This window comes from Actinoplanes sp. CA-131856 (assembly GCF_050956135.1).
Lineage (GTDB): Bacteria > Actinomycetota > Actinomycetes > Mycobacteriales > Micromonosporaceae > Actinoplanes.
Genome location: NZ_CP191849.1, coordinates 1296646 through 1322871, shown reverse-complemented (window position 1 = coordinate 1322871; position 26226 = coordinate 1296646). Strand labels below are relative to the sequence as shown.

Sequence of the window (26226 nt, the reverse complement as noted above, 5' to 3'; positions counted from 1 at the left end):
GCCTGCTCACGCGTAGTGGCGGTAGACCGGGCGGGCGACGCAGGCGGGCTTGGCCGAGCCGTCGACCTCGACGGTGAAGTCGAGGGCCATCTGGACCCCGTTGCCCGGCACCTCCACGACTTCGGCGACGGTGGCCGCCAGGCGGACCTTGGCCCCGACACGGACGGGCGCCGGGAAGCGCACCTTGTCCAGGCCGTAGTTCACGCTCATCGTCATGCCCTGGATGTCCAGGAGCTCGCCGAACAGCGGGATGACCAGCGACAGCGTGAGGTAGCCGTGGGCGATGGTGCCGCCGAACGGTCCGTCCTTGGCGCGCTCGGCGTCGACGTGGATCCACTGGTGGTCACCGGTCGCGTCGGCGAAGGTGCCGACACGGTCCTGGGTGATCTCGAGCCAGTCGCTGTGCCCGAGATCGCGGCCGGCCAGCGCCTTGAGCCCGTCCAGCCCGGTAGCGGTGATCACGGGGTCTCCTTGGGATCGGTGAGTCCGAGCAGCCTGGCCGCGTTGTCCTTGAGGATCTTCGGGCGTACGGCCGGTTTGATGTCGAGGGCGTCGAAGTCGGCCAACCAGCGGTCGGGGGTGAGGACCGGGTAGTCGGAGCCGAAGAGCACCTTGTCCTGCAGCAGCGTGTTGGCGTACCGGATGAGTTGCGGCGGGAAGTACTTGGGCGCCCAGCCGGACAGATCGATGTGGACGTGTTCTTTGTGCGTGGCCACCGCGAGAGCTTCGTCCTGCCAGGGGAAGGACGGATGGGCCAGGATGATGCGCAGGTCGGGGAAGTCGACCGCGACGTCGTCGACGAGCATCGGGTTGGAGTACTTCAGGCGGATGCCGCCTCCGCCACGGACGCCGGCCCCGATGCCGGTCTGCCCGGTGTGGAACAGGGCCACGGCGCCGAGCTCCTGGATCGCGTCGTACAGCGGATAGGCGAGCCGGTCGGACGGATCGAAGCCTTGCAGGCTCGGGTGGAACTTGAAACCGCGGACGCCGTACGCGGTGACGAGCCGGCGCGCTTCGGCGACGCCGGCCCGGCCGCGGTGCGGGTCGATCGAGGCGAACGGGATGAGCACGTCGGAGTGGGCCGCACACGATTCCGCGACCTCCTCGTTGGGGATGCGCGGATGCCCGGTCAGATGTTCGGCGTCGACGGTGAAGACCACCGCGGCCATCCGGCGGTCCCGGTAGTACGCCGCCATCTCGTCGATCGTCGGCTGGCGGTGCCCGTGCGCCTTGAAGTACGCCTCGGAGGCGGCCAGCAGCTCGCCGCTCAGCGACCGGTGGCCGTCCCGGCTCACCTCGGCGTGGGTGTGGACGTCGATGGCGTCCAGAGCGTCGACGTCAATCATTGCCAGGGGCCTCAGGGGCGGGGATGCCGTACGTCTCCAGGTCGCCGAAGTCGTGAGCGGCGATCGCCTCCGCGCTCCAGCCACCGTCGGCGAACGCGACCGTCTTCTCCCGCGGGTGCGCCCACAGCGCGAGCCGGTCGCCGCCGATGCCGATGGCCTGACCGGTGACGTCCTTCGCTTCGTCCGAGGCCAAGTAGGTGATCAGGCCGGTGACATCGTCGACCGAGCCGAGGCCCTCGTCGCGGCGCAGCCAGGCGGGATAGGGCTCGCCCTTCTCCAGGACGGGGGCGAAGGCCGGGATGGTCTTTGTCATCTCGGTCGCCGCGACCGGCACGACGGCGTTGACCGTGATCCCGGCCCGGGCCAGCTCCAGGGCCCAGGTGCGGGCCATCGCGGCGATGCCGGCCTTGGCCGCGGCGTAGTTGGTCTGCCCGAAGTTGCCGCGCTGCCCGGCCGGCGACGAGATGAGGATGAGTCGTCCACCCGTACCCTGGGAACGCAGGTGAACTGCCGCCGCCCGAGCGCAGGTGAAGGTGCCTCGCAGGTGCACGTCGACGACGGCGTCGAAATCCTCGTCGGTCATCTTCCACAGCACCTTGTCGCGCAGGATGCCGGCGTTGGTCACGAGCACGTCGAGCCGGCCGAACTCCCGCACCGCGGTCTCCACCAGGGCGTCGGCGGTCGCCGCGCTGCCGACGGGGGCGCAGACGCCGGCCGCCCGGCCGCCCGCTCGCGTTATCGCGGCGACGGCGGCGTCGACCACGCCCTGATCCACGTCGTTGACGACGACGGCGGCGCCCGCCCCGGCCAGCGCACGGGCATAGCCGAGGCCCAAACCCCGGCCGCTGCCGGTGACGATGGCGACCTTGCCGGTGAGATCCACGTCCTCCACCTCCGCGATTGACAGGATTCCTGTTGGTCGTGTCAGTGTTCACGACGATCAGGTTTCCTGTCAATGAGATACGGTGATCGCATGACCTCCCGCCCCTCGCTGCTCTACCTCGTCAAGCAGCTCGAGCTGGCCGTGCGCGCCCGGCTCGACGAGATCGTCCGCGACGGCGGCATCACGGCCCTGCAGTACACGGCGCTGACCGTGCTGGAACGTCACGACGGGCTGTCGGCGGCCCAGCTCGCGCGCGACTCGTTTGTCACCGCCCAGACGATGGCCGACATGGTCCGGGCCCTGGAGAGCCGAGGCCTCATCCGCCGGGAACGCAACAACATCAACCGCCGGGAACTGCTCATCCACCTCACGGACGCCGGTCGTGAGGTGCTCGAACGTTTCGCCGGCCCCGTACGGGACCTGGAGGAGCGCATGACCGCCAAGCTCGACCCGGGGCAGAAGGCCGGGCTGCGCGAGTCCCTGCTCTCCTCCTGGCAGTCACTGTCCTGAAGAGAACCGCGGGCCGGCGTGGGCGACCAGCGCGTCCAGCAGTGCGGGCGTCACCGGCTCGCCCGTGACCAGCACCCGGAAATGGATCGGGCCGACCACCTGGTCGACCAGAAGGTCGACGTCGGCACCGGCGGGCAGCTCGCCCCGGGCCGCCGCCCGGTCGAACGGCACCCGGTCGCGGGCGCGCAGCCGGGGCAGGACTTCCGCGCGCAGCCGGGTGGCCAGCCCCGGATCGTGCTGGGCCTCACCGGTCAGGGCCCGGAACACCGCTCCCGAGTCGGACTCCTCGAGGAAGCGGACCAATTCACCGAGGTGGGCGCGCAGGTCGGTGCGCAAGGCACCGGTGTCAGGCAGCGTGAGCTCCTGAGCGCTGTCGGCGACGAACGCGTCGACCAAAATGTCGGTCTTGGAGCGCCACCACCGGTAGATCGTCTGCTTGGCGACGCCGGCCCGGGCGGCGATGCCCTCGATGGTGACCTTGCCGTAGCCGATCTCGGCCACGAGGTCGTCCGCCGCCTGGAGCACGGCCTCGCGGGCCGCCTCGCTCCGCCCATGCCGGTTGCCGTGGTACATCGGCCGATCCTAGTGGTGAGCAGTCCTCCTCAGAAACATCTTCCCTAGACTAAACGTTGCGTCTAGCCTAGCTGCCATGACGACGACACTGCACGACCCCGCGGTCCGCGACCTGATCGCCCGCCTGTTCGCCGAGGCCGAGCACGACGATGAGCGCTCGCCGGGCCGGCCCGCGCCCTCGATCTCTCCCCAGGAACGCTCCGACCTGCTCGAAGACGTCTACATGCCGATCTCGGCTCGCGGCGGCGACCTGCTCTACGCCCTGGTCCGCGCGGCCCGGCCGCGGACGGTGGTCGAGTTCGGCACCTCGTACGGGATCTCGACGCTCTATCTCGCCGCCGCCGTACGGGACAACGGGATCGGGCACATCACCACGACCGAGCTCAGCGCGACCAAGGTCAAGGCGGCCCGCGCCACCATCGAGGCGGCCGGGTTCGGCGACCTCGTGACCGTGCTCGAGGGCGACGCGCTGACCACCCTCGGCACGGTCGGCGGCCCGATCGGCCTGGCCCTGCTCGACGGCTGGAAGGACATGTGCCTGCCCGTTCTGCGCCTGCTCGAGGACCGGCTCGCCCCGGGCGCCCTGGTCGTCGGCGACGACTCCACGTTCGACTCGATGAGCGACTACGTGGCCTACGTCCGCGACCCGGGCAACGGCTACGTCAGCGTCGACTTTCCGGTCGAGGACGGCATGGAGCTCAGCTGCTGGACAGGCCGCTGAAACTAAGGGGTCAGGGCGGTGATGAGGAACTGCATCTGCAGCTCGTGGTTCTCGGCGACGCCGTACTGCTGGTCGAGCTCGTAGATCGACGTGAGCGGAGTGACCGTGACCTCGTGGAGGCCGGCTCGGGTGAGCACCGCGGCCGTGTCGTCGATCGTGCGGGACGCGGCCAGGGGAAGGGCGGCCTGTACGGACTCGTCGTAGAAGCCGGTGAAGGTTTCGGAGGACTTGTCGAGGCCGTCGGGGAACCAGGTGCTGTCGACCATGGCGATGGTGCCGCCGGGGCGCGGCGACACATCCGCTGCGCGCTGTGCGCCGAACTACACAACTAAAAGGCCTGGGGAGGGCGCCAACGGGATCATCAGCGGTCCCGTTTCGGCGATTTTCGTGGTATTCCCGGTGGCCGCGCTGGCCGTCTGCGTCCACCAGGCCCGGGCCGACGCCCTGGGCGGCACCACCGAGCTGCCCCTGCCCTGGATCTCGGGCACCATGGCCGGCGTCCACGTGCTGATCGGCATCGGTGAGGGCGTCATCGCGGCCACCACCGTCGCCACGGTCGCCCGGGTGCGCCCGGACCTGGTGTACGCGCTACGGCGTTTCCGCAAGCCGGCCGGTGCGGAGACGGGAGTGACGGCTGGCCCGGCCGTCGCCACGGACTCCGCCTGATCGAGCACCGGGAGCCATAATCTGACACCATGGCCACCGAAGGCGGCCGGTCGGGCAAGGCCTCCGGCCCCGACGAGGATTCGATGGTCTGATGCCCACAGTGATGCCGGACTGGTTGCCGGCCTGGTGTCTCGAGCACCTGGGCCGCGAACCCGCCGGCGTGTTGTTCCAGTCACGGCAGGTCTCGGTGGTGTTCGGGCTGCGGCTGGCCGACGGCCGGGAGGTCGTGGTCAAGGCGCGGGCCGACGAGGGCCGCGCCTCGTCGTGTGTCGCGGCCCAGGGGCGGCTGGCCGAGCGGGGCTTTCCCTGTGCCCGGCCGCTCACGTCGGTGGTCGACGTCGGTGAGCTGGCCGTGCACGCCGAGGAATTCCGGCCCGGCGGCGAGGTTCTGCACGGTGACTCGCCGGACATCGCCGTGCGCTGCGCGCAGGCGTACGCCCGGGTGATGGCCGAACTCGCCGGGGTGACCGTCGCGCCTCCGCTGCCGAACCCGCCCTGGGTGCGCTGGGACCACGGCGATCCCGGGTTGTGGCCGGCCATCGACCCGCTCGACAGCCGCGACCAGACTCTCGTGCCCGGGCACATTCCCGCGACGGCCGAGCGTGCGCGGCGCCGGCTGCTGGCCGCGCGGCTGCCGTGCGTGCTCGGCCACGCCGACTTCGAGGCGCAGAACCTGCGATGGCGGGGCCGGCGGGTGTGGGCGGTGCACGACTGGGACAGCCTGGCCTGGCAGCCGGAGGCGGCGCTGGTGGGAGCGGCGAGCGGGTCGTTCGCCAGTGCCGGGCCGCCCACGCTGGCGCCGATCGAGAGCTCCGCGGCGTTCCTGGTGGCCTACCAGGACGTTCGAGGGCGCTCGTTCACGGCGGAGGAGCTGGAGGTCGCGTGGGCGGCCGGCTTGTGGATGGCTGCTTACAACGCCCGTGAGATGGCACTGTGCGATGGCGCCGCGGCGGGCGGCGACGCGCTGCGGGCCCAGGCAGCCGTACGTCTGCGCTTCGCTAGAGGTTGATCATGTGACCGGCGATGCCCTCGATCGCCTCCTTGACCGCCTCGGACAGGGTCGGGTGGGCGAAGACGTTGCGGGCCACCTCGTCCGCCGTCAGGTCCCACATCTGGGCCAGGGTGAGGGCCGGCAACAGCTCGGTGACCTCGGGGCCGATCAGGTGGGCGCCGACGATCTCGTTGTGCTCGGCGTCGGCCACGATCTTGACGAAGCCGGCGGTCTCGGCCATGCCACGGGCCTTGCCGTTGGCCGAGAACGGGAACTGGGCCACCTTCACGTCGTAGCCCTTGGCCCGGGCCTGCTCCTCGGAGTAGCCGAACGAGGCGATCTGCGGCTGGCAGAACGTGGCCCGCGGGATCATGTCGAAATTGATCTCCTGGGTCTCGGCGCCGGCGATCGTCTCGGCCGCCACCACGCCCATCGCCTCGGCGGTGTGCGCGAGCATCAGCTTGCCGGTCACGTCGCCGATGGCGTAGACGCCCTCCACGTTCGTGCGGCCGCGGGCGTCGACCTCGATCGCGCCGCGGTCGGTGAGCTTGACCCCGGCCGCCTCCAGCCCGTAGCCCTCGGTGCGCGGGGCGAAGCCGAACGCGGCCAGCATCCGGTCGGCCTCGAGCACCTTCGACTCGCCGCCGCCGGCCGGGCTCACCGTCACCCGTACGCCCGAACCTGTGTCTTCGACCTTCTCCACCTTGGTGCTCAGCAGCACCTTCACGCCGAGCTTGCGATAGTGCTTGAACAGCTCCTTGGACACGTCGGCGTCCTCGGTGGGCACCATCCGGTCGAGGAACTCGACGATCGTCACGTCGACGCCGAAGTTGGCCATCACGTAGGCGAACTCGACGCCGATCGCGCCCGAGCCGCCGATGATGATCGAGCCGGGCAGCTTCTCGTCGAGGATCTGCTCCTCGTAGGTGACGACGTTCTGGCTGGTCGCCATGCCGGGAAGCATCCGCACGGTGGCGCCGGTGGCGACGATCAGGGTGTCGAACGTGTGCTGCTCGCCGTCCACGTCGATCGACTTCGGCCCGGTCAGCGTGCCCCAGCCGTTGATCTCGGTGATCGCGTTCTTCTTCATCAGGAAGTGGACGCCCTTGGCGCTGGCCTCGGCCACCTTGCGGCTGCGCTGGTGTGTCGGCGCGAAGGACATGGTGGCGTCCCCCTCGATACCGAACGTCTTCTTCTCGTGCGTGATGATGTGCGCGATCTCGGCGTTGCGCAGCAGCGCCTTGGACGGGATGCAGCCCACGTTGAGGCAGACACCGCCCCAGTACTTGTGCTCGACCACAGCGACCGTCTTGCCGAGCTGAGCGGCGCGGATGGCGGCGACATATCCCCCGGGCCCGGCACCGAGGACAAGAACATCAAAATGACTCACCCGGCAAGCCTATAGATGCTTGGTTACCGGCGAGGAATGAAGGAAACCGAGGGCACTCAGACGAGCATGCTTGTATCTGGCCATGGCCCCTGTCTTGCAGTGCCGCGCCGGTCACCCCGGGTCGCGCATCCTGAGCGTCGCCACGTACCGCCCGCGGACCGAGGTGGGCAACGAGCCGATCGCCGCCCTGATCGACTCGAGCGACGAGTGGATCCGCCGCCGCTGCGGCATCGAGTCGCGCCGGCGCGCCGCACCCGACGAGGACCTGGTCACGATGGCCGCGGCGGCCGCCTCCAAGGCCCTGGCCGGCGCGGGCGTCGACCCCGGTGAGGTCTCGGCGGTGCTGGTGGCGACGATGTCCCACCGGGGCCGGGCGACCACCGTGGCGCCCTTGGTGGCCGCCGCGCTGGGCGCCACCGACGCCGCCGGGATGGACCTGGGAGCGGCCTGCGCCGGATTTCCGCACGCCCTGGCGACCGCCGACGCGCTGGTCCGCAACGGCTCGGCCGGCTACGTGGTCCTGGTCGGCGCCGAGCGCATGACCGACATCGTCGACGAGCGCGACCGGGGCACGGCGTTCCTCTTCGGCGACGGCGCGGGAGCGGTGGTCGTCGGCCCGTCACAGACGTGCGGCGTCGGCCCGGTGGTGTGGGGCGCCGACGGCGCCAGGAGCGAGGTGCTGAGGTACGACGAGACGGGCATCCTGCGGATGGCCGGACCCGAGGTCTTCCGCTGGGCCACCTCCGTCATCCCCGGCCTGGCCCGGCGGGCCCTGGACGCGGCGGGCATCTCCGCGGACGACCTGGCGGCCTTCATCCCCCACCAGGCCAACCTGCGCATCACGGCGGCCGCCGCCAAGGCGTTGGAACTGGGCCCACACGTCCGGGTGGCCACCGACATCACCACGAACGGCAACACCGGCGCCGCCTCCATTCCGCAGGCCATGGCCGCGCTGCCCGACGTGACGGGTCCCGCCCTGCTCGTCGGCTTCGGCGCCGGCCTCTCCTACGCGGCCCAGGTCGTCACGTTGCCCTGACCCGAGGACCTACGCCTCGGCCGGCACCAGGCGTTCGGCCAGAACCCCCAGGTGAGTGGTCCGCGCCTCGGCGTGACGAAGGCGGCCGGCCTCGGTCAGCTCCACGAAGATGCCCCGCCGGTCGTCGACGCAATGCGAGCGGACCACTAGCCCCTGCTTCTCCAGGCGGGCCACGGTGCGGGAAAGCGCGCTCTGGCTCAGGTACATGGCCGCGGCCAGCTCCTGCATGCGTCGCTTGTCACAGTCCCGGTTGACGAGACGGTCAAGGGTCTCGAAGTCGCTCAGCGTGAGGCCGTGAGCCTCCTGCAGGGCGCGCTCCAGGTGGGCGGCGACCGCGTTGTAGCTGGACAGCAGCGACTGCCAGCGGGTGATCAGAGCGGACTCGGCCTCCATGCCCGGCATCCTACTCGCGCCGGGCCGAAACATGCACTCACATTTTATGCGTCCACATCTAATGCGTCGACATTCTATGCGCGTGCATATAACGTCGGCCCGTGACCATCACTAACTCCGTCGCCACCCCCGTCGCGCCACCGAAGACAGATCTGCGCTGGACGCCGCGGCTCTGGGGTGTGCTGGCGGTGCTCTGCGCCGTTCTCTTCCTCGACGGCCTCGACGTCTCCATGGTCGGCGTGGCCCTGCCGTCCATCGGCACCGAACTGGGCCTCTCCACCACCTCGTTGCAGTGGATCGTCAACGGCTACGTGCTGGGCTACGGCGGACTGCTGTTGCTCGGCGGCCGGACCGCCGACCTGCTCGGCCGCCGCCGTGTCTTCCTGATCGCGCTCGGCGTCTTCACGGTCGCGTCGCTGGTCGGCGGGCTGGTCGACGACGGCGGCCTGCTCATCGCCACCCGCTTCGTCAAGGGACTGGCGGCCGCCTTCACCGCCCCCACCGCGATGTCGATCCTCACCACGACCTTCCCGGAGGGGCCGGCCCGCAACCGGGCGCTGTCGATCTTCACGGTCTTCGGCGCCAGCGGATACTCGTCCGGCCTGATCCTCGGCGGCGTGCTGACCAGCCTCGGCTGGCGGTGGAACTTCCTGGTGCCCGTACCCCTGGCCCTGGCCGCGCTGATCGCCGGCTTCGCGCTGATCAAGCGGGACCGGCCGGCCGCCGACGGCGGCCACGACCTGGCCGGCGCGGCAACCTTGATTGCCGGGATGCTCCTGGCCGTCTACACGGTCGTGTCGGCGCCCAGCCGCGGCTGGCTCGACCCGATGACCATCGGCTCGCTCGTGCTCGCGCTGGTGCTGCTCGCCGGCTTCGTGGTCATCGAGAACCGGGTGCGGCACCCGCTGGTGCGCCTCGGCATCCTGCGCGCCGGCTCGGTCGTCCGGGCCAACGCCAGCATGGCCGCGCTGATGGGGTCGTACGTCAGCTTCCAGTTCATGATGACCCTCTACCTGCAGGACGTGCGGCACTGGTCGCCGCTGCGCATGGCGCTCGCGCTGCTGCCGGCCGGTCTGGTCGTGGCGTTCGGATCGCCCTTCGTCGGCCGGCTCATCGACCGCTACGGCACCGGGCCGCTGATCGTCGCCGCGATGGTGTCGCTCAGCCTCGGCTACGTCTGGTTCCTCGCGACCGCCGGCACACAGCCCCACTACCTGGTCACCGTGCTGCCGGCGATGTTGCTGCTCGGCGGCGGCTTCGGCTTCGGCTTCAGCGCCATCATGGCGCAGGCCACCGACGGCATCGCCGACTCCGAGCAGGGCCTCGCCTCCGGCCTGGTCCAGTCGTCGGGCCAGGTCGGCACGGCCCTGATTCTGGCCGTGGTCACCGCCCTGGTGGCCGGGGGCGCCGGCGGCGACGACCTGACCGAGTTCCACCCGGGCATCAACCTCGTCACCGGTGTCGCCGTGGCCGGTCTGCTGCTCAACCTGATCCCGCTGGTGACGAGGCGCCGGCCCGCCACGCGAGCCTGACCTTCACCGCGCGGGCCCTGGCGACGAGCGGCGGCTCGCCCGGCGCCAGGCCCGCGCGCCGGAGGACGACGCTGACACGCTCCAAAGTGCACGACATGCCGGGCCCGCCGTATTACGTCCAACTTTTGTCTCTGGAAACAAAAGTTAGTTCTAAGTTGGACTATCTTTCGTACGGGACGCGGGATACCGTCTGTCATCAAGGCGTAACACCCCTGACTCACGCCTCCGCCGGTGCTTCGGCAACGCCGGCTCTCCTCTTTCTTCGCACCTGGTATTCGTGCTGTCGTGCCCCCGTGGAGAAGTCATGACCGAGCCGCAAGCCAAGAAGGCCCTCACCCGCCGCCGTCTCCTCACCGCCTCCGCCGGCGCCGCCGCGGCGCTGGGCGCCGCCGGACTCCCGATCCTCTCGACCGGCACCCCCGCCATCAGCCACGGCAAGCTTCGCGCCGAGCCGCTCGTCCCGTCCCGCAACCGGGGCATCATCCTGTACAGCGTCCGCGACCGGATCTCGGCCGCGCCCGACGACTCCGGCGTTCCGTACGGCTTCGAGCGGGTCCTGGCCCGGCTCGCCGAGATCGGATACAAGGAGATCGAGTTCGCCGGCTACAACCAGCACACTTCGATCCTGGGCCGGCAGATCACCCCGGCCGAGATCCGGAAGATCCTGGACGACAACGGCCTGGTCGCCAGCGGAACGCACACCCAGATCAACGCCGCGACCTTCGAGCAGCAGCTCGACATCGCGCAGACCCTGGGCATGAAGCACATCGGCACCGGCTCCGACCCGACGAACAGCGCCTATCGCGCCGACTGGGACGCCGCCGCCGACCTGTGGAACGAGCTCGGCCGGACCGCTCGCAAGCGCGGTCTCAAGCTCTACACCCACAACCACGACGCCGCGTACGGCTTCCTGCTCGACGCCGGCCCGCTCGACGCCAACGGCAAGCCCACCCGCTCGACCGGCACCCGCAAGCTCGAGTACTTCTTCACGAAGGCCGACCCGCGGTACGTCTTCTTCGAGATGGACATCTACTGGGCGTACGTGGCCCGGTTCAAGCACCACACGTACACCGACGCCTGGGGACGCAGCAAGAGCGACCTGTTCGACCCGATCCTCACCGTGGTGCCCCGCACCGATCGGTTCCCGCTGTTCCACGCCAAGGACGGCGACAAGCAACCCACACAGGCCAACGGGTACGTCATGACGCCGCTGGGCGACGGTGACATCAACTTCCAGCAGTTCTTCGAGGAGATCGGCAAGCAGGACTACCACCACGCCAACTGGGAGCAGGACACCGCCCCGGGCGGCACGGCGAACCCCGGCCAGTCGCTGAACTTCGCCGAGGTGAGCTACCGCAACATGTCCGAGCTGACCATCTACCGCCGATGAGGCGCCGATGGCTGGCCGCCGTCTCGGCCGCGGTCATCACGATCAGCCCGGCCACGGTGGCCTACGCCCATCCGTCGCATCGGCAGCCCGACGTCCTAGTCTTCACCGAGACCGCCGGCGTACGCCGAGACTCCATCGACAAGGGCGTCCGCACGATCCGCGATCTCGGCCGGCAGCATCGCTTCAGCGTGACGGCCAGCGCCGACTCGGCGGTCTTCACGGCCGCCGGCCTGGCGAAGTACGAAGCGGTGGTCTTCCTCAACACCACCGGTGAGGTGCTGAACGAGAGCCAGAAGAGCGCCTTCGAGACGTACATCAAAAGCGGTAAGGGTTTCGTCGGCGTGCACGCCGCCGCCGAGACCGAGCCGACCTGGACCTTCTATCAGGACCTGCTCGGCGCCGCCGCCACCAGCGCGGCTCCGGTGAGCGCGAAGACGGTGACCGTGGCCGACCGCGTCCACCCGTCGACGGCCTCCATCCCGCGCACGGCGAGCTATTCAGAACAGTGGTACACGTTCGACAAGGACGTGACCGGCGTGTCGCACGTGCTGGCGAGCACCGACAAGCCTCTCTCCTGGTGCAAGGACTTCCAGGGTGGACGGTCCTGGTACACCGGGCTCGGGCACTCGGCGCAGACGTACACCCAAAGCTCCTTCCAGAAGCATCTGCTCGGTGGCATCCAGTGGGCGTCGGGCCAGGCGGCCGGCGACTGCGGCGCCACCGTGCGAACCAACTACGAGAAGGTCACCCTCAACGACGAGCCGGGCGAACCGATGACTCTCGCGGTTCTGCCCGACGGGCGGGTGTTGCACAACACCCGCGGCGGCGAGGTGCGCCTCTACGACCCGGCGTCCGGACTGAGCCCGGTCATCGCCGAGATCCCGGTCTACGTCCACGACGAGGACGGCCTCCAGTCGGTCGCCGTCGACGCGGACTTCGCCAAGAACCGCTGGGTCTACATCTACTACGCGCCGAAGCTGGACACGCCGGTCGACAATCCGGCCACGCCCACGGTCAACGAGGGTGACGCGCCGGTCACCAGCGCCGACCCGGCCGTCTGGGACAAGTTCAAGGGATACAACCAGCTCTCCCGGGTCAAGCTGGTCGAGACGCCGTCACCGCACCTCGACCTGAGCACCGAGCAGCAGATCATGCGGGTGCCGGTCGACCGGGGCAACTGCTGCCACGTCGGCGGCGAGGTCAAGTTCGACGGCAAGGGCCTGCTCTACCTGGTCACCGGCGACGACACCAACGCCGGCGGCTCGGACGGCTTCACGCCGATCAACGAGTCGCCCACGCAGGGACCGGCCTACGACGCCCAGCGCTCGTCGGCCAACACCAACGACCTGCGCGGCAAGGTGCTGCGCATCAAGGTCCGCGGCGACGGGTCGTACGGCATCCCGTCCGGAAACCTCTTCCCGCCGGGCAAAGCCAAGACCCGGCCCGAGATCTTCCTGATGGGCGTGCGCAATCCGTTCCGCTTCGATGTGAGCAAGAGCGGTTATGTGTACGTCGGCGACTACTCCCCCGATTCCCGGGTGCCGAACGCGACGCGCGGGCCGGAGGGTACCGGCCGGTGGATCGCGACCAACAAGGCCGGCAATTACGGCTGGCCCTACTGCTATTCGCCGGAACTGCCGTACATCGACTTCGACTTCGTCACGCGGACGTCGGGGGCGGCCTTCAACTGCAAGACGCCGGTGAACGAATCGCCGCGCAACACCGGCCTGCGCAACCTGCCGCCGGTTCGTCAGCCCACGCTCGCCTACACCTTCAACGCGGTCACCCCGTGCCCGTCGGCGTACCTGCAGGATCCGCCGGTGGCGTGCGGCAACGACTGGCCGGCGCTGGGCACCGGCGGGGTGGGGCCGATGGGCGGCCCGCAGTATTCGTACAACCGCCGGCTCGGCAACGAGATGAAATTCCCCGAGTACTACGACGACACCGTGGTCTTCGGCGAATTCACCCGCAACAAACTGTTCGCCCTGCGCACCGACGGCAGGGACAGGCTGCTGGCCATCGAGCCCATGCTGACGAACTTCACCTGGGCGAATCCGATGGACATCGAATTCGGTCCGGACGGGCAGTTGTACGTCCTCGAATACGGCAACGGGTTCTTCCGGGCCAACCCGGAGGCGCAGTTGTCGACGGTGCGCTACGTGAAGGACGGCCGCTCGCCGGTCGCCCGGATCACGGCCACCCCGGTGTCCGGCCAGTCGCCGCTGACGGTGCAGTTCTCCAGCGCCGGCACCGCCGACCCGGACCCGGGTGACACGATCACCCTGGCCTGGGACTTCAACGGGGACGGGGTCGTCGACTCCACCTCCGCCGAGGCTTCCTACACGTATCAGGCGAACGGCACCTACAACGCGCGCCTGACGGTCACGGATAGCACAGGCCGTACGGCGGTGGCCACCCGGAGCATCACGGTGGGCAACACGGCACCGCTGGTCGAGGTGGTGACACCCGCCAACGGCTCGTTCTTCAACTGGGGCGACACGGTCCCGTTCGAGGTGCGGGTGACGGACCCGGAGGACGGCGCGGTCGACTGTTCCAAGGTTTCGGTGAACCTGGTCATCGGCCACGACGAGCACGGGCACGGCATCAATTCGACGACCGGCTGTACGGGTTCTCTCCCCAGCCCGGCCGACGGCGCCGACCATGCCGGCGGCTATCTGTTCCTGGGGGTGAGCGCGTCGTACACGGACGCGGGCGGCCTCTCGGCAACGGGACAGGCGACGGTGCAGACGTGGCGCCAGCAGGCCGAGAACGCCCAGGTGAAGAGCGCGGTGGCGATCGCCGCCACGAACGACACCGACGGCAGCGAGCATGTGACGGCGCTGGACAACAACGACTACATCGCGTTCCGCCCGATCGACCTGACCGGCGTCACCTCGGTGACGCTGCGAACGGCCGGCGGCTCGGCGGCCACGGCCGGCCAGCCGAGGGCGGCGGTGGAGGTCCGCAGCGGCTCCCCCACCGGCGAGCTGCTGGCGACCCTGCCGGTGAACGCCACGGCCGGTAACGCCTACTGGTCGAGCCAGACGTTCCCGCTCAGCGGGGCCGGCGGCCAGCAGGAGCTGTACTTCGTCACCAAGTCCATAACGGGCGGCCCCGCGACCAACCTGTTCAACCTGAACTGGGTCGAGTTCGCCGCCTCATAGACGTGGCGGGCAGGGACCGTCCGCCGAACCGGTCCCTGCCCGTCCACTTCCCGGCTCCATAGTGACGATCATCACATAGTCATACGCCAACTGGACACCCGTACGGGGTCATCTCGTCATCCAGCAGCACCTATGCTCCGGCGCGTGATGTTTCGACGGCCGCCCCGCGAGCTGTCCGTCCCCGAGCGCCTGGGTGGCCTCGGAGTCGTGACAGCGGCTGCCGCCGTCGCCTGGCCGGCCTTCACCGCCCGCACCGGCGCCGGGCTTCCCTGCCCGCTGCGGAGCCTCACCGGCGTGCCCTGCCCGGCCTGCGGCCTGACCACCGCCGCCGTCGCCCTCGTCCGCGGCGACCCGCACGGCGCGTGGACGGCCAATCCCGCCATCTTCGGCCTGGCCGCGTTGACCGCCGCCGCCGTTCCCCTCGTCGTCCTCCGCGCGACGGGTCTCCTGCGACCACCCCGGCCGTGGCCGCCGTCCCGGCGCCGCCGGACGGGGTGGGTCATCGGCCTGCTCGCCCTCGCGAGCTGGCTGTTCCAACTCCACCGGCTCGACATCGTCTGAGCTACACCTTTAAGGAACCCCGGGAATGACCTATCAGCAGCAGTACGCCGCGCCGACCACCACCTACGCGAGCTGGATCCAGCGCGTCGGCGCCTATCTCATCGACGGCCTGTGCGTCGCGCCGTTCTCGATCCTGGGCGCCCTGCTCGGCATGAGCGACGGCAAGATCAACGCGCTCTACTACGTCTTCGCGCTGCTCGGCCTGGCCGTGACCGCCTACAACCGGTGGTTCCAGGGCGGCAAGACCGGGCAGAGCTGGGGCAAGAAGGCCCTCGGCCTGCGCCTGGTCGGCGAGCAGACCGGTCAGCCGATCGGCGCCGGCCTGGCCTTCGCCCGCGACCTGGCCCACTTCATCGACGCCATCATCTGCTACATCGGCTTCCTGTTCCCGCTCTGGGACGCCAAGCGGCAGACCCTGGCCGACAAGATCGTCAAGACCGTCGTCATCCGCTGACCCGCCGTTCCCGGGCCGGGCTCCGGCCGGCCCGGGAACACCCGGTCACTCCTCCGGAATGACCATGTCGAACATCTGCGGGCGCGGCACGTCAGGATCGGGCCCGTTGCGGACGCCGGTGTCCAGCGCGTCGATGCTCGCCATCTGCTCGGCGCTCAACGTGAAGTCGAAGATGTCGAAGTTCTCGGCGATGCGGCCGGGGTTCGTCGACTTGGGGATGGCCGAATGGCCGTGCTGGAGCTGCCAGCGCAGCATCACCTGGGCCGGGGTCCGGCCGACGGTGGTGGCGACGGCGCCGATTGCCGGGTCCTGCAGGACGTTGCGGCGTTCCTCGCCCCAGCCGGGGTAGAACGTGATGCCGCCGATCGGGGACCAGGCCTGGGTGAGGATGCCGTTTTCGGCGTCGGCCTTGCGCACGTCGGGCTGGGAGAAGTACGGGTGCAGCTCGATCTGGTTCACCGCCGGGACGATGTCGGTGGCGGCCAGCAGGTCGTCCAGGTGGTGGCGCATGAAGTTGCTGACGCCGATGGCCCGTACGGCGCCGTCGGAAAGCAGTTTCTCCAGAGCCTTGTAGGCGGCGATCGTGCGCTCGAAACGGTCGGTAGCGGGCTGGTGCAGGATCAGCAGGTCGAGCTGGTCGACGCCGAGCTTGCGGGTGGCTTTGCCGAAAGCGTGCAGCGTCTCGTCGTACCCGTAGTCGCTGACCCAGATCTTCGTCTCGATGAAGACCTCGTCGCGCGGGACGCCGGAGCGGCGGATCCCCTCACCGACCTGGCGCTCGTTGCGATAGGCGGCGGCGGTGTCGATGTGGCGATATCCGACCTTCAGCGCCGTCTCGACCGCGGTGGCGGTCTCCTCGGGGGCGCTCTGGAAGACACCGAGGCCGAGCGCCGGCATCGTCACACCGTTGTTGAGTACGAGTTCCTGAACCATGCCTTCGACGGTAGGCCGGACCGCGGCCATGAGGGAGGTAACGCTGGAACCCCTCGGGTGGCAGGATGCGTACGTGCCAAATGGTCCTGCCGTTCGTGTTGTCGGACATCCCGGGACGACAGTCGTCCTTCGAGGGGCCGATGGGCCGCCCGAGGCGGTGATCGCCGCGCTGCCGAGGGAGGAGGGGCGGCACACGGTCATCGTGGCCTCGGCGCCGGCGCTCGGCGCCGAAGCGCTGGCCGGCGTGCTGGCCGAGCGGCTGCCGGTGGGGTGCAGGTCGATCCGGCTCGTGCTGAGCCGGGCCGGGCATGCCGGGATGGCGGGGGTGCTGGCGGCGCGGCTGCGGCTCGAGGTGGTGGCGCCGCGCGGCACGGTGACGCTGCTGCCGGACGGGCGGATCTTCGCCGCGGGCGGCGGATGGGAGCTGTTCCGGCCGGGCCAGACGCCGGTGCGGCAGGGTGCGCGTCATCCGGCGCCGGCCTGGGAGGAGTCGCTGGGCGACCATCCGGCCTTCACCGCGATCCCGGCCGGGCTGTGGCTGCACTACGACGACGAGGAGAAGGTGCCACCGGCGTTGCTGGCGGTGCCGGTCGACGCCGATCAGCCGACGGTGGTGATCGGTTCGCCGGGCGGCCCGATCGACGACGCGCGGGCCTTCGAAGCGCTGGAGACTCTGGCCCGGGCCGTCCGCCGGCGGCTGCTGCTTGTGCCGTACGGCCCGGACAGCGCCCGCCTGCACAAGGTGGCCGAGAGGTTGGCGACCCGCGACGGGGCGACGGTCGAGGTGCTCAACGGGGTGCCGGACGCCGGCGCGGTGCTCACCACTGTGGACCGGGCCGGACATCGTGGGTGGCGGCCGTTCGGGGAGAGGTTCCGCTATCGGGCGGGGGTGTCGGCCACGGTCGTGGCCGCCCGGCCGCCGGGGGTCGAGCTGGACGGGGTCGCGGTCGAGGTGGTCCGGGCGGGACTCTGGCTGCGGGGCGCCGCCGAGGTGAACGACGGGGCGGCCCGGCGGGTGCCGGCCGACGCGCTGCCGTTGCTGGTGCTCGGATCCGAGGTGACGGCCCGGCCGGAGGAGCTGGCGGGCCGGGTGGCGGCGGTGGCGGGGTTGCTGCCGGGCATGCGGCTGGTGGTCACCGTGCCGCCGGCGGACACGGGGTCGGCGGTGTGGCGGGAGCTCACGGACGCGTACGGGCCGTTGCTCGTCGCGGTCGGCGACGGCGAACTGGCACCCTTGCCGGAGACCGGGCGCGGCCCGTCGCGGAGCTCCGACCACGACACCCCCTCGCCGATCGACCGCGCCACGCCGCCGGAAACCGAGCGAGGCGAACTGCCGCAGGGTCAGCAGGGCTCGCTGCCCGGAACGGGGAACGAACTGCCGGGACCGGCGGCGGGACCGCTGGCCGTGGCGACCGTGCCGGGGCCGGTCGTCATGACCGGGGCCGTGCGTCTGGTCGCGGTCGACGAGGCAGCCACCGACCAGGAAGGGGCCGTGGCCGGTCCGTCGGGCGGCGAAGAGTCGCGGGGTGTGCCGGTCATGGCCCGGTGGCTTCCGCCGCGCGCGTGGGTGGCTGGGCAGGTGCTGGCCACTCCCGGCCCCTCGGCGGCGGTCGCCGCGCATGTGGCGCCGGGTGATGCCGGGGTGATGGTGTGGTCGGTCAGTGGGCGGACGCGGGCGGACGCCACCGTGGAGTTCGGGCCGGGCACCCTGTTCCGGGTGCTCGGGGTGGACGGGCCGGCCCAGGTTCTGCTGCGCGAGGTGGCCGCGGACGACGGGCGCTCCGACGACGCCGTCCGCGAGGCACTGCGGCGCCTGGCGGCCGCCCGCGGGCGGGCGGCCGGCTGACGAACGGGCGGCGCGTGGGCCGGGCTACTGGTCGCTGATGCCCAGGGAGTCGATGATCGAGGTGCAGGCCAGGAGCCAGGAACGGCGGGTCTCCTCGGCCAGGTTCTGATATTCGATGCGGCCGCCCGAGCGCACGTACGGGTCGTACGGAATGACCACGACGTCCCGCACCACGGCCCGGTAGCGTTCGACGATCTCGTCCAGCAGCTTCGGGTCGGTTTTCGGGTCGGCGCAGGAGACCACCGCCACCGCGTTCGCCGCCAGCTCGGCGTAGCCGCTCCGGGACAGGTGGTCGAGCATCCACAGGCCGCTCTCGGCCACGTCCTGCTGGACCGTCGTCGGCACCACCAGGCAGTCGGCCAGGGCCGTCGCGGCCCGCCAGTTCGGGGCACGCACGTTGTTCCCCGTGTCGATCACGAGGAGGCGGTAGTAGCGGCTCAGCGCGGTCCACAACTTGCCGAACGCGGCGTCGTCGACGATCACCATGCTGCCCGGCTCGTCGTCCGAGGCGAGCACGTCGAAGCGGGCGCTCTGCGGGCGCAGATAGCCGGAGAGCTTGCCGACACTGGCCGAGGTGGACAGGAAGTCCTCGATGTCGTGCAGCAGGTTGATGACCGTCTGCTGGTGGGTGCCCTCCTCGGCGCGCCGGCCCAGGGTGCCGCGGGTCTCGTTGTTGTCCCACGCGAGCGTGTAGCCGCCCCGGTAGAAGCCGAGCGTGGCCGCCGCCAGCAGGGAGGTCGGTGTCTTCGCGGCCCCGCCCTTCGGGTTGGCCACGACAACCGTCATCGTGCGGCTGAATGAGCGCAGCAACCGCTTGCGGGCGGCCCGGTGGGTCAGCTCGTCGTCCTTGGCCGCGAGGCTCAGCAGGCCGCCGGTGACCCGGTTGGCCCGGCCCCGCCAGCCCCACTGCGCGGGACGCTCGGCCGGGTTGTCGGCGACCGGGGCGATCGGGGTGGCGGCGGGCTCGGCGGCGCTGGGCGCTTCCCAGGCCGGGAGCTCGGGCGGGGCGGCCTCGAAGACGGAGGCGCTCTTCTCGGCCGGGGCGTCCTTGACATCCATGGGTGACACTCCTCATCTGGTCGGGCGGTGGGGATCGCCGGCAGATGCGTGTCGAGCAGGACTCTACGGCAGACGGGGTGAACTTTGAACCCGCCCCGCACGTCTGCGTTGCGGGGATCGACCGGCGTATCGGCACGAACGGAAGGCACCGATGGCACGACGATGGTCGCGCTCGGCTCGGGCGGCGACCGCCCTGATGTCCACCCTGGCCGCCGTCATACCCGGGCCGGCCCTGGCCGCACGGGCCGACGAACCACCGGCCCTGCCCAAGGTGAGCGACGGCTGTGTCGGGCCGTCGCCGACCGTGGCGGCCGGCACGTCGTGGGCCTTCCGGCGGGTCGGCCCGGCCGACGTGTGGCCGCTGACCAAGGGCCGCGGGACGGTCGTGGCCGTGCTCGACACGGGAGTGAGCCCGGCCGGCGGGGGCCTCGGCGGCGCGGTCGCCCGGGGCGCCGACGTGGTGCGGGGCGGCCGTGGCGACAGCGACTGCTACGGCCGCGGCACCGCCCTGGCCGCCCTGATCGCCGCGCGCCCGGTTGCCGGCAGCCTCTTCGCCGGCGTCGCGCCGGAGACGACGGTGGTGCCCGTCCGGATCGTGGACGGCAAGGGCCGCATCCCGCCCGGGGCCATGGCCAAGGGCATGGCCGCCGCCACCGCCGCCGGCGCCGACGTGATCCTGGTCGGCGTGGGCTCGCCGGCGCCGGACCAGGCGCTCCGGCAAGCCGTGCGGGCCGCCGTGGCCAAGGACATCGTGGTGGTGGCCGCGGTCTCCGACGAGACACCGAAGGACGCCCGCGCTCCACAGGCCTGGTATCCGGCCAGCGATCCGGACGTGCTAGCGGTCGGCGGCATCGCCGAGTCCGGCACGGCCACCGAGACGCCCTCCCCCGGCTCGGGGCTCGATCTGCTGGCGCCCGGCGACCGGGCCTACAGCGTCGGCCCGTCCGGCACCGGTAACTACCTGGTCGGCGGGCCGGCCGTAGCGGCCGCCTACGTCGCCGCGGCCGCCGCCCTCGTCCGCGCCTACCGGCCGGAGCTGAAGCAGACGCAGGTGCGGCAGCGGCTTATGGCCACGGCGGCCGGGGCGGGTTCCCTGGACGCCTACGCGGCGGTGGCCGACGAGACCGTGGGCCCGGGCGACGCGCCGGGCCTGGTCGCACCCCGGATCGTCGTGCCCCGGCCGGCGCCCGTGCCGCCGGAGAAGGCCGTGGCCGGGGCGGTGGCGGCCGGCGCGGTGCTCGCCGCGGCCGCCTCCGCCCTGATCGTCACCGCGATCCGGCGAGGTCGCCGGCGGCGCTGGCGTCCGTGACCACCGGCCGGTACGCGGTCTGGATGAGCTTGCCGCCGCGCCGGGTGCACAGCAGCGCCCGGCCCGGCGGAAGCTGCCGCGGCCGCGTGTTGCCCAGCAGCGGGCCCTCGTTGGGCGGGCACGACAGCGCCAGGTCGGGGGTATTGCTCTCCTGCATGCGCCGGATCACCGGGTCCATCGACATCCGCAGCACGTTGGCCGCGCCCCGGGTGACGACCAGGTGGAAGCCGATGTCCGCACCCTGGGCCAGATAGGGCAGCAACGGCAGCAGCGGCGACTCGTGCCCGGCCAGCAGGTCGTAGTCGTCGACCAGCACGAACAGCTGCGGCCCGGTCCACCAGTCGCGGCGGCGCAGCTGTTCCGGCGTGATGTCCGGGCCCGGCATACGGCCCTTGAGTCCGGCCACGGCGTCGGCCACGGTGGCCGCGGTCGAGTCGGCCGAGACGGAGTAGCCCAGCCGGTACTCCTCGGGCACGGCGTCGAACAACTGCCGCCGGTAGTCGACGAACATCACGCGAGCCTGCTCCGGCGAATACCGCTGGACCACCGACTGGGCCAGGTGCCGCAGCACGTTCGTCTTGCCACTCTCGTCGTCGCCGAGCACGGTCAGGTGCGGCAGGTCGTTGAAGTCGTGCCAGACCGGCTGCATCCGTTCCTCGTCGAGGCCGAGCGGGACGCGCACGTCGCCGTCGGGCTCGGGCAGGGCGTCGGCCGGCAGCACCGCGGGCAGGGTCCGCACCGGCGGGGCCGGCTCGAAATCCCAGAATTCATCGGACATCGAGACCAGCCCGCGTACGCCGTCGGACAGCCCCGCCGGATCGGGATCGCCGTCGATGCGCGGCAACGCGGCCAGGAAGTGCAGTTTGCCGTCGGTCAGGCCGCGGCCCGGGATCTGCGGGACGGCGGCCGCCATCCGCAGGTCGACGGCGGAGTCGACCGGGTCGCCCAGGCGCAGCTCGAGCCGGGTGCCGATCTGGTCGCGCATGCCGTGGAACACCTCGGACCACCGGGCGGTGGTGAGCATCAGGTGGATGCCGTAGTTCAGGCCCTGCGCGGCGATCTTGCGGATCGACGGGTCGAGCGACTCGAACTCCGAACGCAGCGTGAACCAGCCGTCCACGACCAGGAAGACGTCGCCGTACGGATCGCCGGCCACCCGCCCGTCGGCGCGCATCCGCCGGTACGTGGCCATGCTGTCGACGCCCAGCTCGGCGAAGCGGCGCTCCCGCTCGGTGATCAGCGCCGTCACCTCGGCCACCGTCCGGGTGACCCGGTCGGCGTCGAGCCGGCCGGCGACGCTGCCGACATGCGGCAGCCCGGCGATCGAGCTGAGCGCGCCACCGCCGAAGTCGAGACAGTAGAACTGCACCTCGCGCGGGCTGTGGGTCAGGGCGAGGGCGCAGATCAGCGTGCGGATCAGGGTGCTCTTGCCGCTGCGCGGGCCGCCCGCGATCCCGACGTGCCCGCCGACGCCGGCCAGCTCGACCAGCAGCAGATCGCGTACCTGCTCGAAGGGCTTGTCGATGAAGCCGATGGGCGCGATCAGCGCGCCGCTGCCCGCCCACTCCGGGGCGCACAGGCCCAGCTCGGGGTCGGGGGCCAGGGTGGGCAGCAGCTGGTCGAGGGTGGGCGCGGCGCCCAGCGGCGGCAGCCACACCTGGTGGGCCGGCGCGCCGCGCTCGCTGAGCTGGCCCACGACCAGCGACAGCACGCTGTCGTGCCCGGACGGGTCGGCCGCCTCGACCTGAGGCTCGTCCGCCTCGGGCACGGCCGGAAGGGTCCGTGCCGCCACGGCTTCCAAGGTGTACGGGACGACCTGTTGCTGGACGATCTCCCGCGGGGCCCGCTCGTTCCGCGGGCGGTACGCCCCGGAGACGTACGCCGCCTTGAACCTGATGAGGGTGGAGACGTCGGTCCGGAGGTAGCCGTTGCCGGGGGCGGGCGGAAGCTCGTAGGCGTCGGGGACGCCGATGACCGAGCGGGACTCCATGGCCGAGAACGTGCGCAGGCCGATCCGGTAGGACAGGTGCGATTCGAGCTGGCCGATGCGGCCGTCGTCGACGCGCTGGCTGGCCAGCAGCAGGTGTACGGCGAGCGAGCGGCCGAGCCGGCCGATCATGACGAACAGCTCGATGAAGTCGCGGTGCGCGGCCAGCAGCTCGCTGAACTCGTCGACCACCACGAACAGCGTGGGCAGCGGATCGAGCGGCGCGCCCTGGGCCCGGGCCCGCTCGTACTCCAGCGCCGAGCTGTAACCGCCCGCCGCCCGCAGCAGCTCCTGCCGCCGCACCATCTCGCCGTGCAGCGCGTCCTGCATGCGGCCGACCAGCGCCGCCTCGTCGGCCAGGTTGGTGATGACGGCCGACGTGTGCGGCAGCCGGTCGAGCCCGAGGAACGTGGCGCCGCCCTTGAAGTCGACGAGCACGAAGTTGAGCGTGTCCGACGGGTGGGTGGCGGCCAGGCCGAGGACCAGCGTGCGCAGCAGCTCACTCTTGCCCGAGCCGGTGGCGCCGATCAGCATGCCGTGCGGGCCCATGCCGCCGAGGGCGGACTCCTTGATGTCGAGCTCGACCGGGGCGCCCTCGGCGTCGACCCCGATCGGCACCCGCAGCCGGTCGTTCGGCGAGCGCGGCGCCCAGAGCCCAGCCAGGTCGAGCATGCTGAGGTCGGGGATGCCGAGGAGCGTACCCAGATCGAAATTGGTCTTGAGACTGTCCTCGGTCGTCTCGGTCACCACGCCGAGGCGGTACGGCGACAGCAGCCGCGCCACCGCACGGGCGCTCGGCCGCCCGAGCCGGTCGGGAGCGGCCATCCGGGTGCGGACCTCACCGCCGACGCGGTCGCGGCGCAGCATGGTCAGGTCGGTCCCCTCGACGTACAGGCTGAGAACGCCCTTGGTCGTCGAGGGGCTGGGGTCGTCGAGGTCGATGAGCACCGCGTTGCGGCATCCGGCGGTCGCCATCCGGTTGCCGTTGCCCATCCGGCCGCCGTCCCGGACGATCACCACGTACGGCTCGTCGCGGCTCGGCGTCGCGTTCGCCTCGAACCGCGGCCGGGCCAGGAACGCCTCGCCCAGCAGGGCCTCGACCGCCTCGATGCTGTCGGCCGCGAGCCGGGCCGCGCCCGCGCCGTCCTGATCGGACGGATGCTGGGCGTGCGGCAGCCACTTGGCCCACTGCCACTCCCGGGCGCCGGCCTCGTCGACGCAGAACGCGAGGCGTACCTCCTCCGGCGCGTGGAACGCGGCCAGCTGCGTCAGCACCGCGCGCAGGAAGGCACGGTTCTCCTCGCGGTCGGGGCCGCTGACCCGGATCTGGGCGAAGCCGCGCAGGAACAGCGCCACCGGCTGGTCGGCCAGGGTCGTGTAGGCGCGGATGAAGCGGCGCAGCGACTTGGCCGCCAGCGGCTCCAGGTCCTCGATCGGTTTGGTCTGCATGGGCACGATCCGGGTCGCGAGCCGTTGCTCGCCGGTGCCCATCCGTACTTCCAGGAAGTCGGGGTGGGTGGGGCGCCGCTCCCAGCGGCGGGTGGTCATCACCAGCGACCACAGCGACCGTGGATCGGGATGCTGCCAGTCGGCGGCCTCCCGCTGCCGGGTCACGCTCTGCCGGATCCGCCGCCTGTTCTGGGCCAGATAGCGCAGGTAGTCGCGGCGGTCGCCGCCGATCCGGTTGCGCCGGTCGGCGCTGCCGAAGGCCACCTGGGCGACCACCATGCCGCCCATCGCCATCACCAGCATGCCCAGGATCAGCCAGGTGAGCGCGCCGCTGCGCGGGCCCAGGAAGACGAGCATCATCACGCCGGACATCAGCGCCATGGGCAGGACCAGCATGGCCTGCCGCAGGCCGTTGTTCTGGATCTCCGGCAGCGCCGGCGGCTCCTGGAGCTGCAGCTCGCCGCTGGGCATGGCCGGGCCGTTGCGTCGCGCCGGCCGCCGGAACAGCACAGTGGTCATGACTAGCCTCCGATCGGTCCTCGCAGAGCAGACGGCCGGAGACGGCGCGAAGGTCATCGCGCGCACAATTTTCGCGATCGGTTGAACTGAGCGACCGGCCCGGCCGTCTGCTGTCCATGACCGTCACCGCACCCGCGGAGATGTGCCGGCTCGTCGTGTGCGGCCCGGACCGCCAGCTCGAGATCGCCGTGCCACCCCAGGTCGTGGTGGCCGATCTGCTTCCCGTGCTGCTCCATCAGCTCGGCGACGGCGTGGCCGACGCCGGCCTGGCCCACGGCGGCTGGGTGCTCCAGCGGCTCGGCGGGGCCGCGCTGGACGAGGACGCCACGGTCGGCTCGTCCGGCCTGACCGACGGCACCGTGCTGCATCTGCGCCCGCGTTCGGAGCAGATCCCGCCGGTGCACTTCGACGACCTGGCCGACGGCCTGGCCACCGGCGTCCGCGACCGCCCCGGCGCGTGGCGCCCGGAGATGACCCGGTGGGCGGCGGCCGGCGCGCTGGCCGTCGTGCTCGCCACCGGGGTTCTCGGGCTCGCCACGGCCGGGCCGACGCTGCCCCGGGCGATCGTCGCCGCCGTGCTCGCCCTGCTGCTCACCGCGGCCGGGGCGATCTTCACCCGGTCCTTCGGCGACCGGCTGTTCGGCCTGGTCGCGGCCGCCGGCGGGCTGGTCTTCGGCGCCCTGGCCGGCCTGGTCGCACCGGACACGGTCACCGCGAGCGCGCCGCTGCATCTCGGCTCGGCGCAGGTCTTCACCGCGGCGGTGATCGTCGCCGTGCTCGGTGTCGCCGGCGGGGTGCTGGTCGGCCACGCGGCGCCGGCGGCGGCCGCGGTCACCACCGCGGCTACGCTGTCGGCGCTCGGGGCGGGACTGGCCGCCTTCGCCGGGCTGACCGGGCGGGAGGCGGGCGCGGTCGTGGCCGTGGTCGCGACGATCGCGACGGCGGTGGTGCCGGTGACCGCGTTCCGGCTGGCCCGGATCCGGCTGAACCCGTTGCCGGCCAAGCCCGAGGAGCTCCAGGAGGACATCGAGCCCGAGCCCAGCGAGCCGCTGATGCGGCGGGCCGCGGTGGCCGACGGATATATGACCGGGCTGCACACCGGTCTGGCCGTCGCCGCCGTGGCCGGGCTGCTGCTGGTCGCGCCGGGCCGGGGCTGGGCCGGGTACACGCTGGTGGGGCTGGTCGCGCTGGTCCGGCTGCTGGCCGCGCGGCCGATGACCAGCGGGCGGCACCGGCTGGCGGTGGCTCTTCCCGCGGCCGCGGGCGTGGTCGCCATCGCTCTGATCGCGCTCGTGGCGGCATCCGCGGTCGTGCGACTCGCCGTTGTCCCTTCGTGTGTCGTCGCCGCGGCCGTCCTGCTCTACGTGGCGGCCCGGCGGCTGCCGAACCGCCGCCTCATGCCCGTGTGGGGCCGCGTCGGCGACATCACCCAGCTGCTGGCCACGGTCGCGCTGCTGCCGATCCTGGCCGCCGTGCTCGACCTCTACGGCTTCGCCCGGGCCATCGGGGGCTGA

Annotated in this window: 23 protein-coding genes; 13 read left to right on the top strand and 10 right to left on the bottom strand. The window is 71.5% G+C overall.

All coding sequences use genetic code 11. The features are described 5' to 3' along the window. Positions 1–6 precede the first annotated feature (6 nt). From ACQP2X_RS06310 to ACQP2X_RS06300, 3 genes are read right to left on the bottom strand one after another with little or no spacing between them, the layout of a single operon-like run. On the bottom strand, positions 7–462 hold the full coding sequence (locus ACQP2X_RS06310; RefSeq protein WP_498695002.1) for a MaoC family dehydratase: 456 nt from the start codon (positions 460–462) through the stop codon (positions 7–9). Then, complete coding sequence (locus ACQP2X_RS06305; protein ID WP_498695000.1) at positions 459–1346, bottom strand: amidohydrolase family protein; 888 nt, start codon at positions 1344–1346, stop codon at positions 459–461. The genes ACQP2X_RS06310 and ACQP2X_RS06305 overlap by 4 nt, the downstream gene beginning before the upstream one ends. Continuing rightward, positions 1339–2229: an SDR family oxidoreductase gene (locus ACQP2X_RS06300; protein WP_498694998.1), complete on the bottom strand. Its 891-nt coding sequence runs from the start codon at positions 2227–2229 to the stop codon at positions 1339–1341. Before ACQP2X_RS06300 ends, ACQP2X_RS06305 begins: the two co-directional genes overlap by 8 nt. Before the next feature lie 90 nt (positions 2230–2319). Here ACQP2X_RS06300 and ACQP2X_RS06295 point away from each other — a divergent pair, with 90 nt between their 5' ends. Further along, positions 2320–2739 (top strand): MarR family winged helix-turn-helix transcriptional regulator, encoded by a 420-nt coding sequence (locus tag ACQP2X_RS06295; protein ID WP_498694996.1) that lies wholly within the window; start codon positions 2320–2322, stop codon positions 2737–2739. On the opposite strand, the gene ACQP2X_RS06290 is transcribed toward ACQP2X_RS06295, so the two are convergent. Next, a complete protein-coding gene (locus ACQP2X_RS06290; protein WP_498694995.1) occupies positions 2728–3312 on the bottom strand; it encodes a TetR/AcrR family transcriptional regulator in 585 nt (194 codons plus the stop codon). The genes ACQP2X_RS06295 and ACQP2X_RS06290 overlap by 12 nt on opposite strands. A gap of 76 nt (positions 3313–3388) precedes the next feature. Between ACQP2X_RS06290 and ACQP2X_RS06285 the strand changes: the two genes are divergently transcribed. Then, positions 3389–4033: an O-methyltransferase gene (locus ACQP2X_RS06285; protein WP_498694992.1), complete on the top strand. Its 645-nt coding sequence runs from the start codon at positions 3389–3391 to the stop codon at positions 4031–4033. Positions 4034–4035: 2 nt separating this feature from the next. On the opposite strand, the gene ACQP2X_RS06280 is transcribed toward ACQP2X_RS06285, so the two are convergent. Beyond that, on the bottom strand, positions 4036–4329 hold the full coding sequence (locus tag ACQP2X_RS06280) for a hypothetical protein (protein ID WP_498701372.1): 294 nt from the start codon (positions 4327–4329) through the stop codon (positions 4036–4038). Here ACQP2X_RS06280 and ACQP2X_RS06275 point away from each other — a divergent pair. Then, positions 4298–4699, top strand: coding sequence for an energy-coupling factor ABC transporter permease (locus tag ACQP2X_RS06275; RefSeq protein ID WP_498694989.1), 402 nt, complete (start codon positions 4298–4300; stop codon positions 4697–4699). The two genes, ACQP2X_RS06280 and ACQP2X_RS06275, sit on opposite strands and share 32 nt — an antisense overlap. A gap of 91 nt (positions 4700–4790) precedes the next feature. After that, positions 4791–5708: an aminoglycoside phosphotransferase/kinase family protein gene (locus tag ACQP2X_RS06270; protein ID WP_498694987.1), complete on the top strand. Its 918-nt coding sequence runs from the start codon at positions 4791–4793 to the stop codon at positions 5706–5708. Here the strand turns inward: ACQP2X_RS06270 and lpdA are convergent. Next, on the bottom strand, positions 5698–7080 hold the full coding sequence (lpdA, locus tag ACQP2X_RS06265; protein ID WP_498694986.1) for a dihydrolipoyl dehydrogenase: 1383 nt from the start codon (positions 7078–7080) through the stop codon (positions 5698–5700). The genes ACQP2X_RS06270 and lpdA overlap by 11 nt on opposite strands. A gap of 82 nt (positions 7081–7162) precedes the next feature. On the opposite strand from lpdA, the gene ACQP2X_RS06260 reads away from it, so the two are divergent. Next, positions 7163–8116, top strand: a complete 954-nt coding sequence (locus ACQP2X_RS06260) for a beta-ketoacyl-ACP synthase 3 (RefSeq protein WP_498694984.1) — start codon at positions 7163–7165, stop codon at positions 8114–8116. 9 nt (positions 8117–8125) lie between these two features. Here ACQP2X_RS06260 and ACQP2X_RS06255 read toward each other — a convergent pair whose 3' ends face one another. After that, positions 8126–8509, bottom strand: a complete 384-nt coding sequence (locus ACQP2X_RS06255) for a MarR family winged helix-turn-helix transcriptional regulator (protein WP_498694981.1) — start codon at positions 8507–8509, stop codon at positions 8126–8128. Positions 8510–8610: 101 nt separating this feature from the next. On the opposite strand from ACQP2X_RS06255, the gene ACQP2X_RS06250 reads away from it, so the two are divergent. From ACQP2X_RS06250 to ACQP2X_RS06230, 5 genes are all read left to right on the top strand, one after another. Next, positions 8611–10041 carry an MFS transporter gene (locus ACQP2X_RS06250; RefSeq protein ID WP_498694980.1) on the top strand — a complete coding sequence of 477 codons (1431 nt, stop codon included), beginning with the start codon at positions 8611–8613 and terminating at the stop codon, positions 10039–10041. Positions 10042–10345: 304 nt separating this feature from the next. Next, positions 10346–11431, top strand: a complete 1086-nt coding sequence (locus tag ACQP2X_RS06245; protein ID WP_498694978.1) for a sugar phosphate isomerase/epimerase family protein — start codon at positions 10346–10348, stop codon at positions 11429–11431. Further along, positions 11428–14595, top strand: coding sequence for a ThuA domain-containing protein (locus ACQP2X_RS06240; protein ID WP_498694977.1), 3168 nt, complete (start codon positions 11428–11430; stop codon positions 14593–14595). The genes ACQP2X_RS06245 and ACQP2X_RS06240 overlap by 4 nt, the downstream gene beginning before the upstream one ends. Positions 14596–14742: 147 nt before the next feature. Further along, on the top strand, positions 14743–15156 hold the full coding sequence (locus ACQP2X_RS06235) for a DUF2752 domain-containing protein (protein WP_498700824.1): 414 nt from the start codon (positions 14743–14745) through the stop codon (positions 15154–15156). Between the two features lie 25 nt (positions 15157–15181). Next, positions 15182–15610, top strand: coding sequence for an RDD family protein (locus ACQP2X_RS06230; protein WP_498694976.1), 429 nt, complete (start codon positions 15182–15184; stop codon positions 15608–15610). Positions 15611–15655: 45 nt separating this feature from the next. On the opposite strand, the gene ACQP2X_RS06225 is transcribed toward ACQP2X_RS06230, so the two are convergent. Then, entirely contained in the window at positions 15656–16543 is an 888-nt protein-coding gene (locus ACQP2X_RS06225) for an aldo/keto reductase (RefSeq protein WP_498694974.1), read from the bottom strand. Positions 16544–16616: 73 nt separating this feature from the next. Here ACQP2X_RS06225 and ACQP2X_RS06220 point away from each other — a divergent pair, with 73 nt between their 5' ends. Beyond that, positions 16617–18389: a hypothetical protein gene (locus tag ACQP2X_RS06220; protein WP_498694972.1), complete on the top strand. Its 1773-nt coding sequence runs from the start codon at positions 16617–16619 to the stop codon at positions 18387–18389. Between the two features lie 24 nt (positions 18390–18413). Here ACQP2X_RS06220 and ACQP2X_RS06215 read toward each other — a convergent pair whose 3' ends face one another. Next, positions 18414–19448: a MinD/ParA family ATP-binding protein gene (locus ACQP2X_RS06215; protein ID WP_498694971.1), complete on the bottom strand. Its 1035-nt coding sequence runs from the start codon at positions 19446–19448 to the stop codon at positions 18414–18416. Positions 19449–19599: 151 nt separating this feature from the next. On the opposite strand from ACQP2X_RS06215, the gene ACQP2X_RS06210 reads away from it, so the two are divergent. Continuing rightward, positions 19600–20757 (top strand): S8 family serine peptidase, encoded by a 1158-nt coding sequence (locus ACQP2X_RS06210; protein ID WP_498694970.1) that lies wholly within the window; start codon positions 19600–19602, stop codon positions 20755–20757. Here ACQP2X_RS06210 and eccCa read toward each other — a convergent pair. Beyond that, positions 20714–24712, bottom strand: a complete 3999-nt coding sequence (gene eccCa, locus ACQP2X_RS06205) for a type VII secretion protein EccCa (RefSeq protein ID WP_498694969.1) — start codon at positions 24710–24712, stop codon at positions 20714–20716. The genes ACQP2X_RS06210 and eccCa overlap by 44 nt on opposite strands. A 116-nt stretch (positions 24713–24828) precedes the next feature. On the opposite strand from eccCa, the gene eccD reads away from it, so the two are divergent. Beyond that, positions 24829–26226, top strand: a complete 1398-nt coding sequence (eccD, locus tag ACQP2X_RS06200) for a type VII secretion integral membrane protein EccD (RefSeq protein ID WP_498694968.1) — start codon at positions 24829–24831, stop codon at positions 26224–26226.

Bases quoted from the DNA above. Each gene is read 5' to 3' on its own strand.
- ACQP2X_RS06305 (WP_498695000.1), bottom strand. From the start codon at position 1,346: ATGATTGACGTCGACGCTCTGGACGCCATCGACGTCCACACCCACGCC.
- ACQP2X_RS06295 (WP_498694996.1), top strand. From the start codon at position 2,320: ATGACCTCCCGCCCCTCGCTGCTCTACCTCGTCAAGCAGCTCGAGCTG.
- ACQP2X_RS06290 (WP_498694995.1), bottom strand. From the start codon at position 3,312: ATGTACCACGGCAACCGGCATGGGCGGAGCGAGGCGGCCCGCGAGGCC.
- ACQP2X_RS06285 (WP_498694992.1), top strand. From the start codon at position 3,389: ATGACGACGACACTGCACGACCCCGCGGTCCGCGACCTGATCGCCCGC.
- ACQP2X_RS06275 (WP_498694989.1), top strand. From the start codon at position 4,298: ATGGCGATGGTGCCGCCGGGGCGCGGCGACACATCCGCTGCGCGCTGT.
- ACQP2X_RS06270 (WP_498694987.1), top strand. From the start codon at position 4,791: ATGCCCACAGTGATGCCGGACTGGTTGCCGGCCTGGTGTCTCGAGCAC.
- ACQP2X_RS06260 (WP_498694984.1), top strand. From the start codon at position 7,163: ATGGCCCCTGTCTTGCAGTGCCGCGCCGGTCACCCCGGGTCGCGCATC.
- ACQP2X_RS06255 (WP_498694981.1), bottom strand. From the start codon at position 8,509: ATGGAGGCCGAGTCCGCTCTGATCACCCGCTGGCAGTCGCTGCTGTCC.
- ACQP2X_RS06245 (WP_498694978.1), top strand. From the start codon at position 10,346: ATGACCGAGCCGCAAGCCAAGAAGGCCCTCACCCGCCGCCGTCTCCTC.
- ACQP2X_RS06240 (WP_498694977.1), top strand. From the start codon at position 11,428: ATGAGGCGCCGATGGCTGGCCGCCGTCTCGGCCGCGGTCATCACGATC.
- ACQP2X_RS06235 (WP_498700824.1), top strand. From the start codon at position 14,743: ATGTTTCGACGGCCGCCCCGCGAGCTGTCCGTCCCCGAGCGCCTGGGT.
- ACQP2X_RS06230 (WP_498694976.1), top strand. From the start codon at position 15,182: ATGACCTATCAGCAGCAGTACGCCGCGCCGACCACCACCTACGCGAGC.
- ACQP2X_RS06225 (WP_498694974.1), bottom strand. From the start codon at position 16,543: ATGGTTCAGGAACTCGTACTCAACAACGGTGTGACGATGCCGGCGCTC.
- ACQP2X_RS06215 (WP_498694971.1), bottom strand. From the start codon at position 19,448: ATGGATGTCAAGGACGCCCCGGCCGAGAAGAGCGCCTCCGTCTTCGAG.
- ACQP2X_RS06210 (WP_498694970.1), top strand. From the start codon at position 19,600: ATGGCACGACGATGGTCGCGCTCGGCTCGGGCGGCGACCGCCCTGATG.
- eccCa (WP_498694969.1), bottom strand. From the start codon at position 24,712: ATGACCACTGTGCTGTTCCGGCGGCCGGCGCGACGCAACGGCCCGGCC.
- eccD (WP_498694968.1), top strand. From the start codon at position 24,829: ATGACCGTCACCGCACCCGCGGAGATGTGCCGGCTCGTCGTGTGCGGC.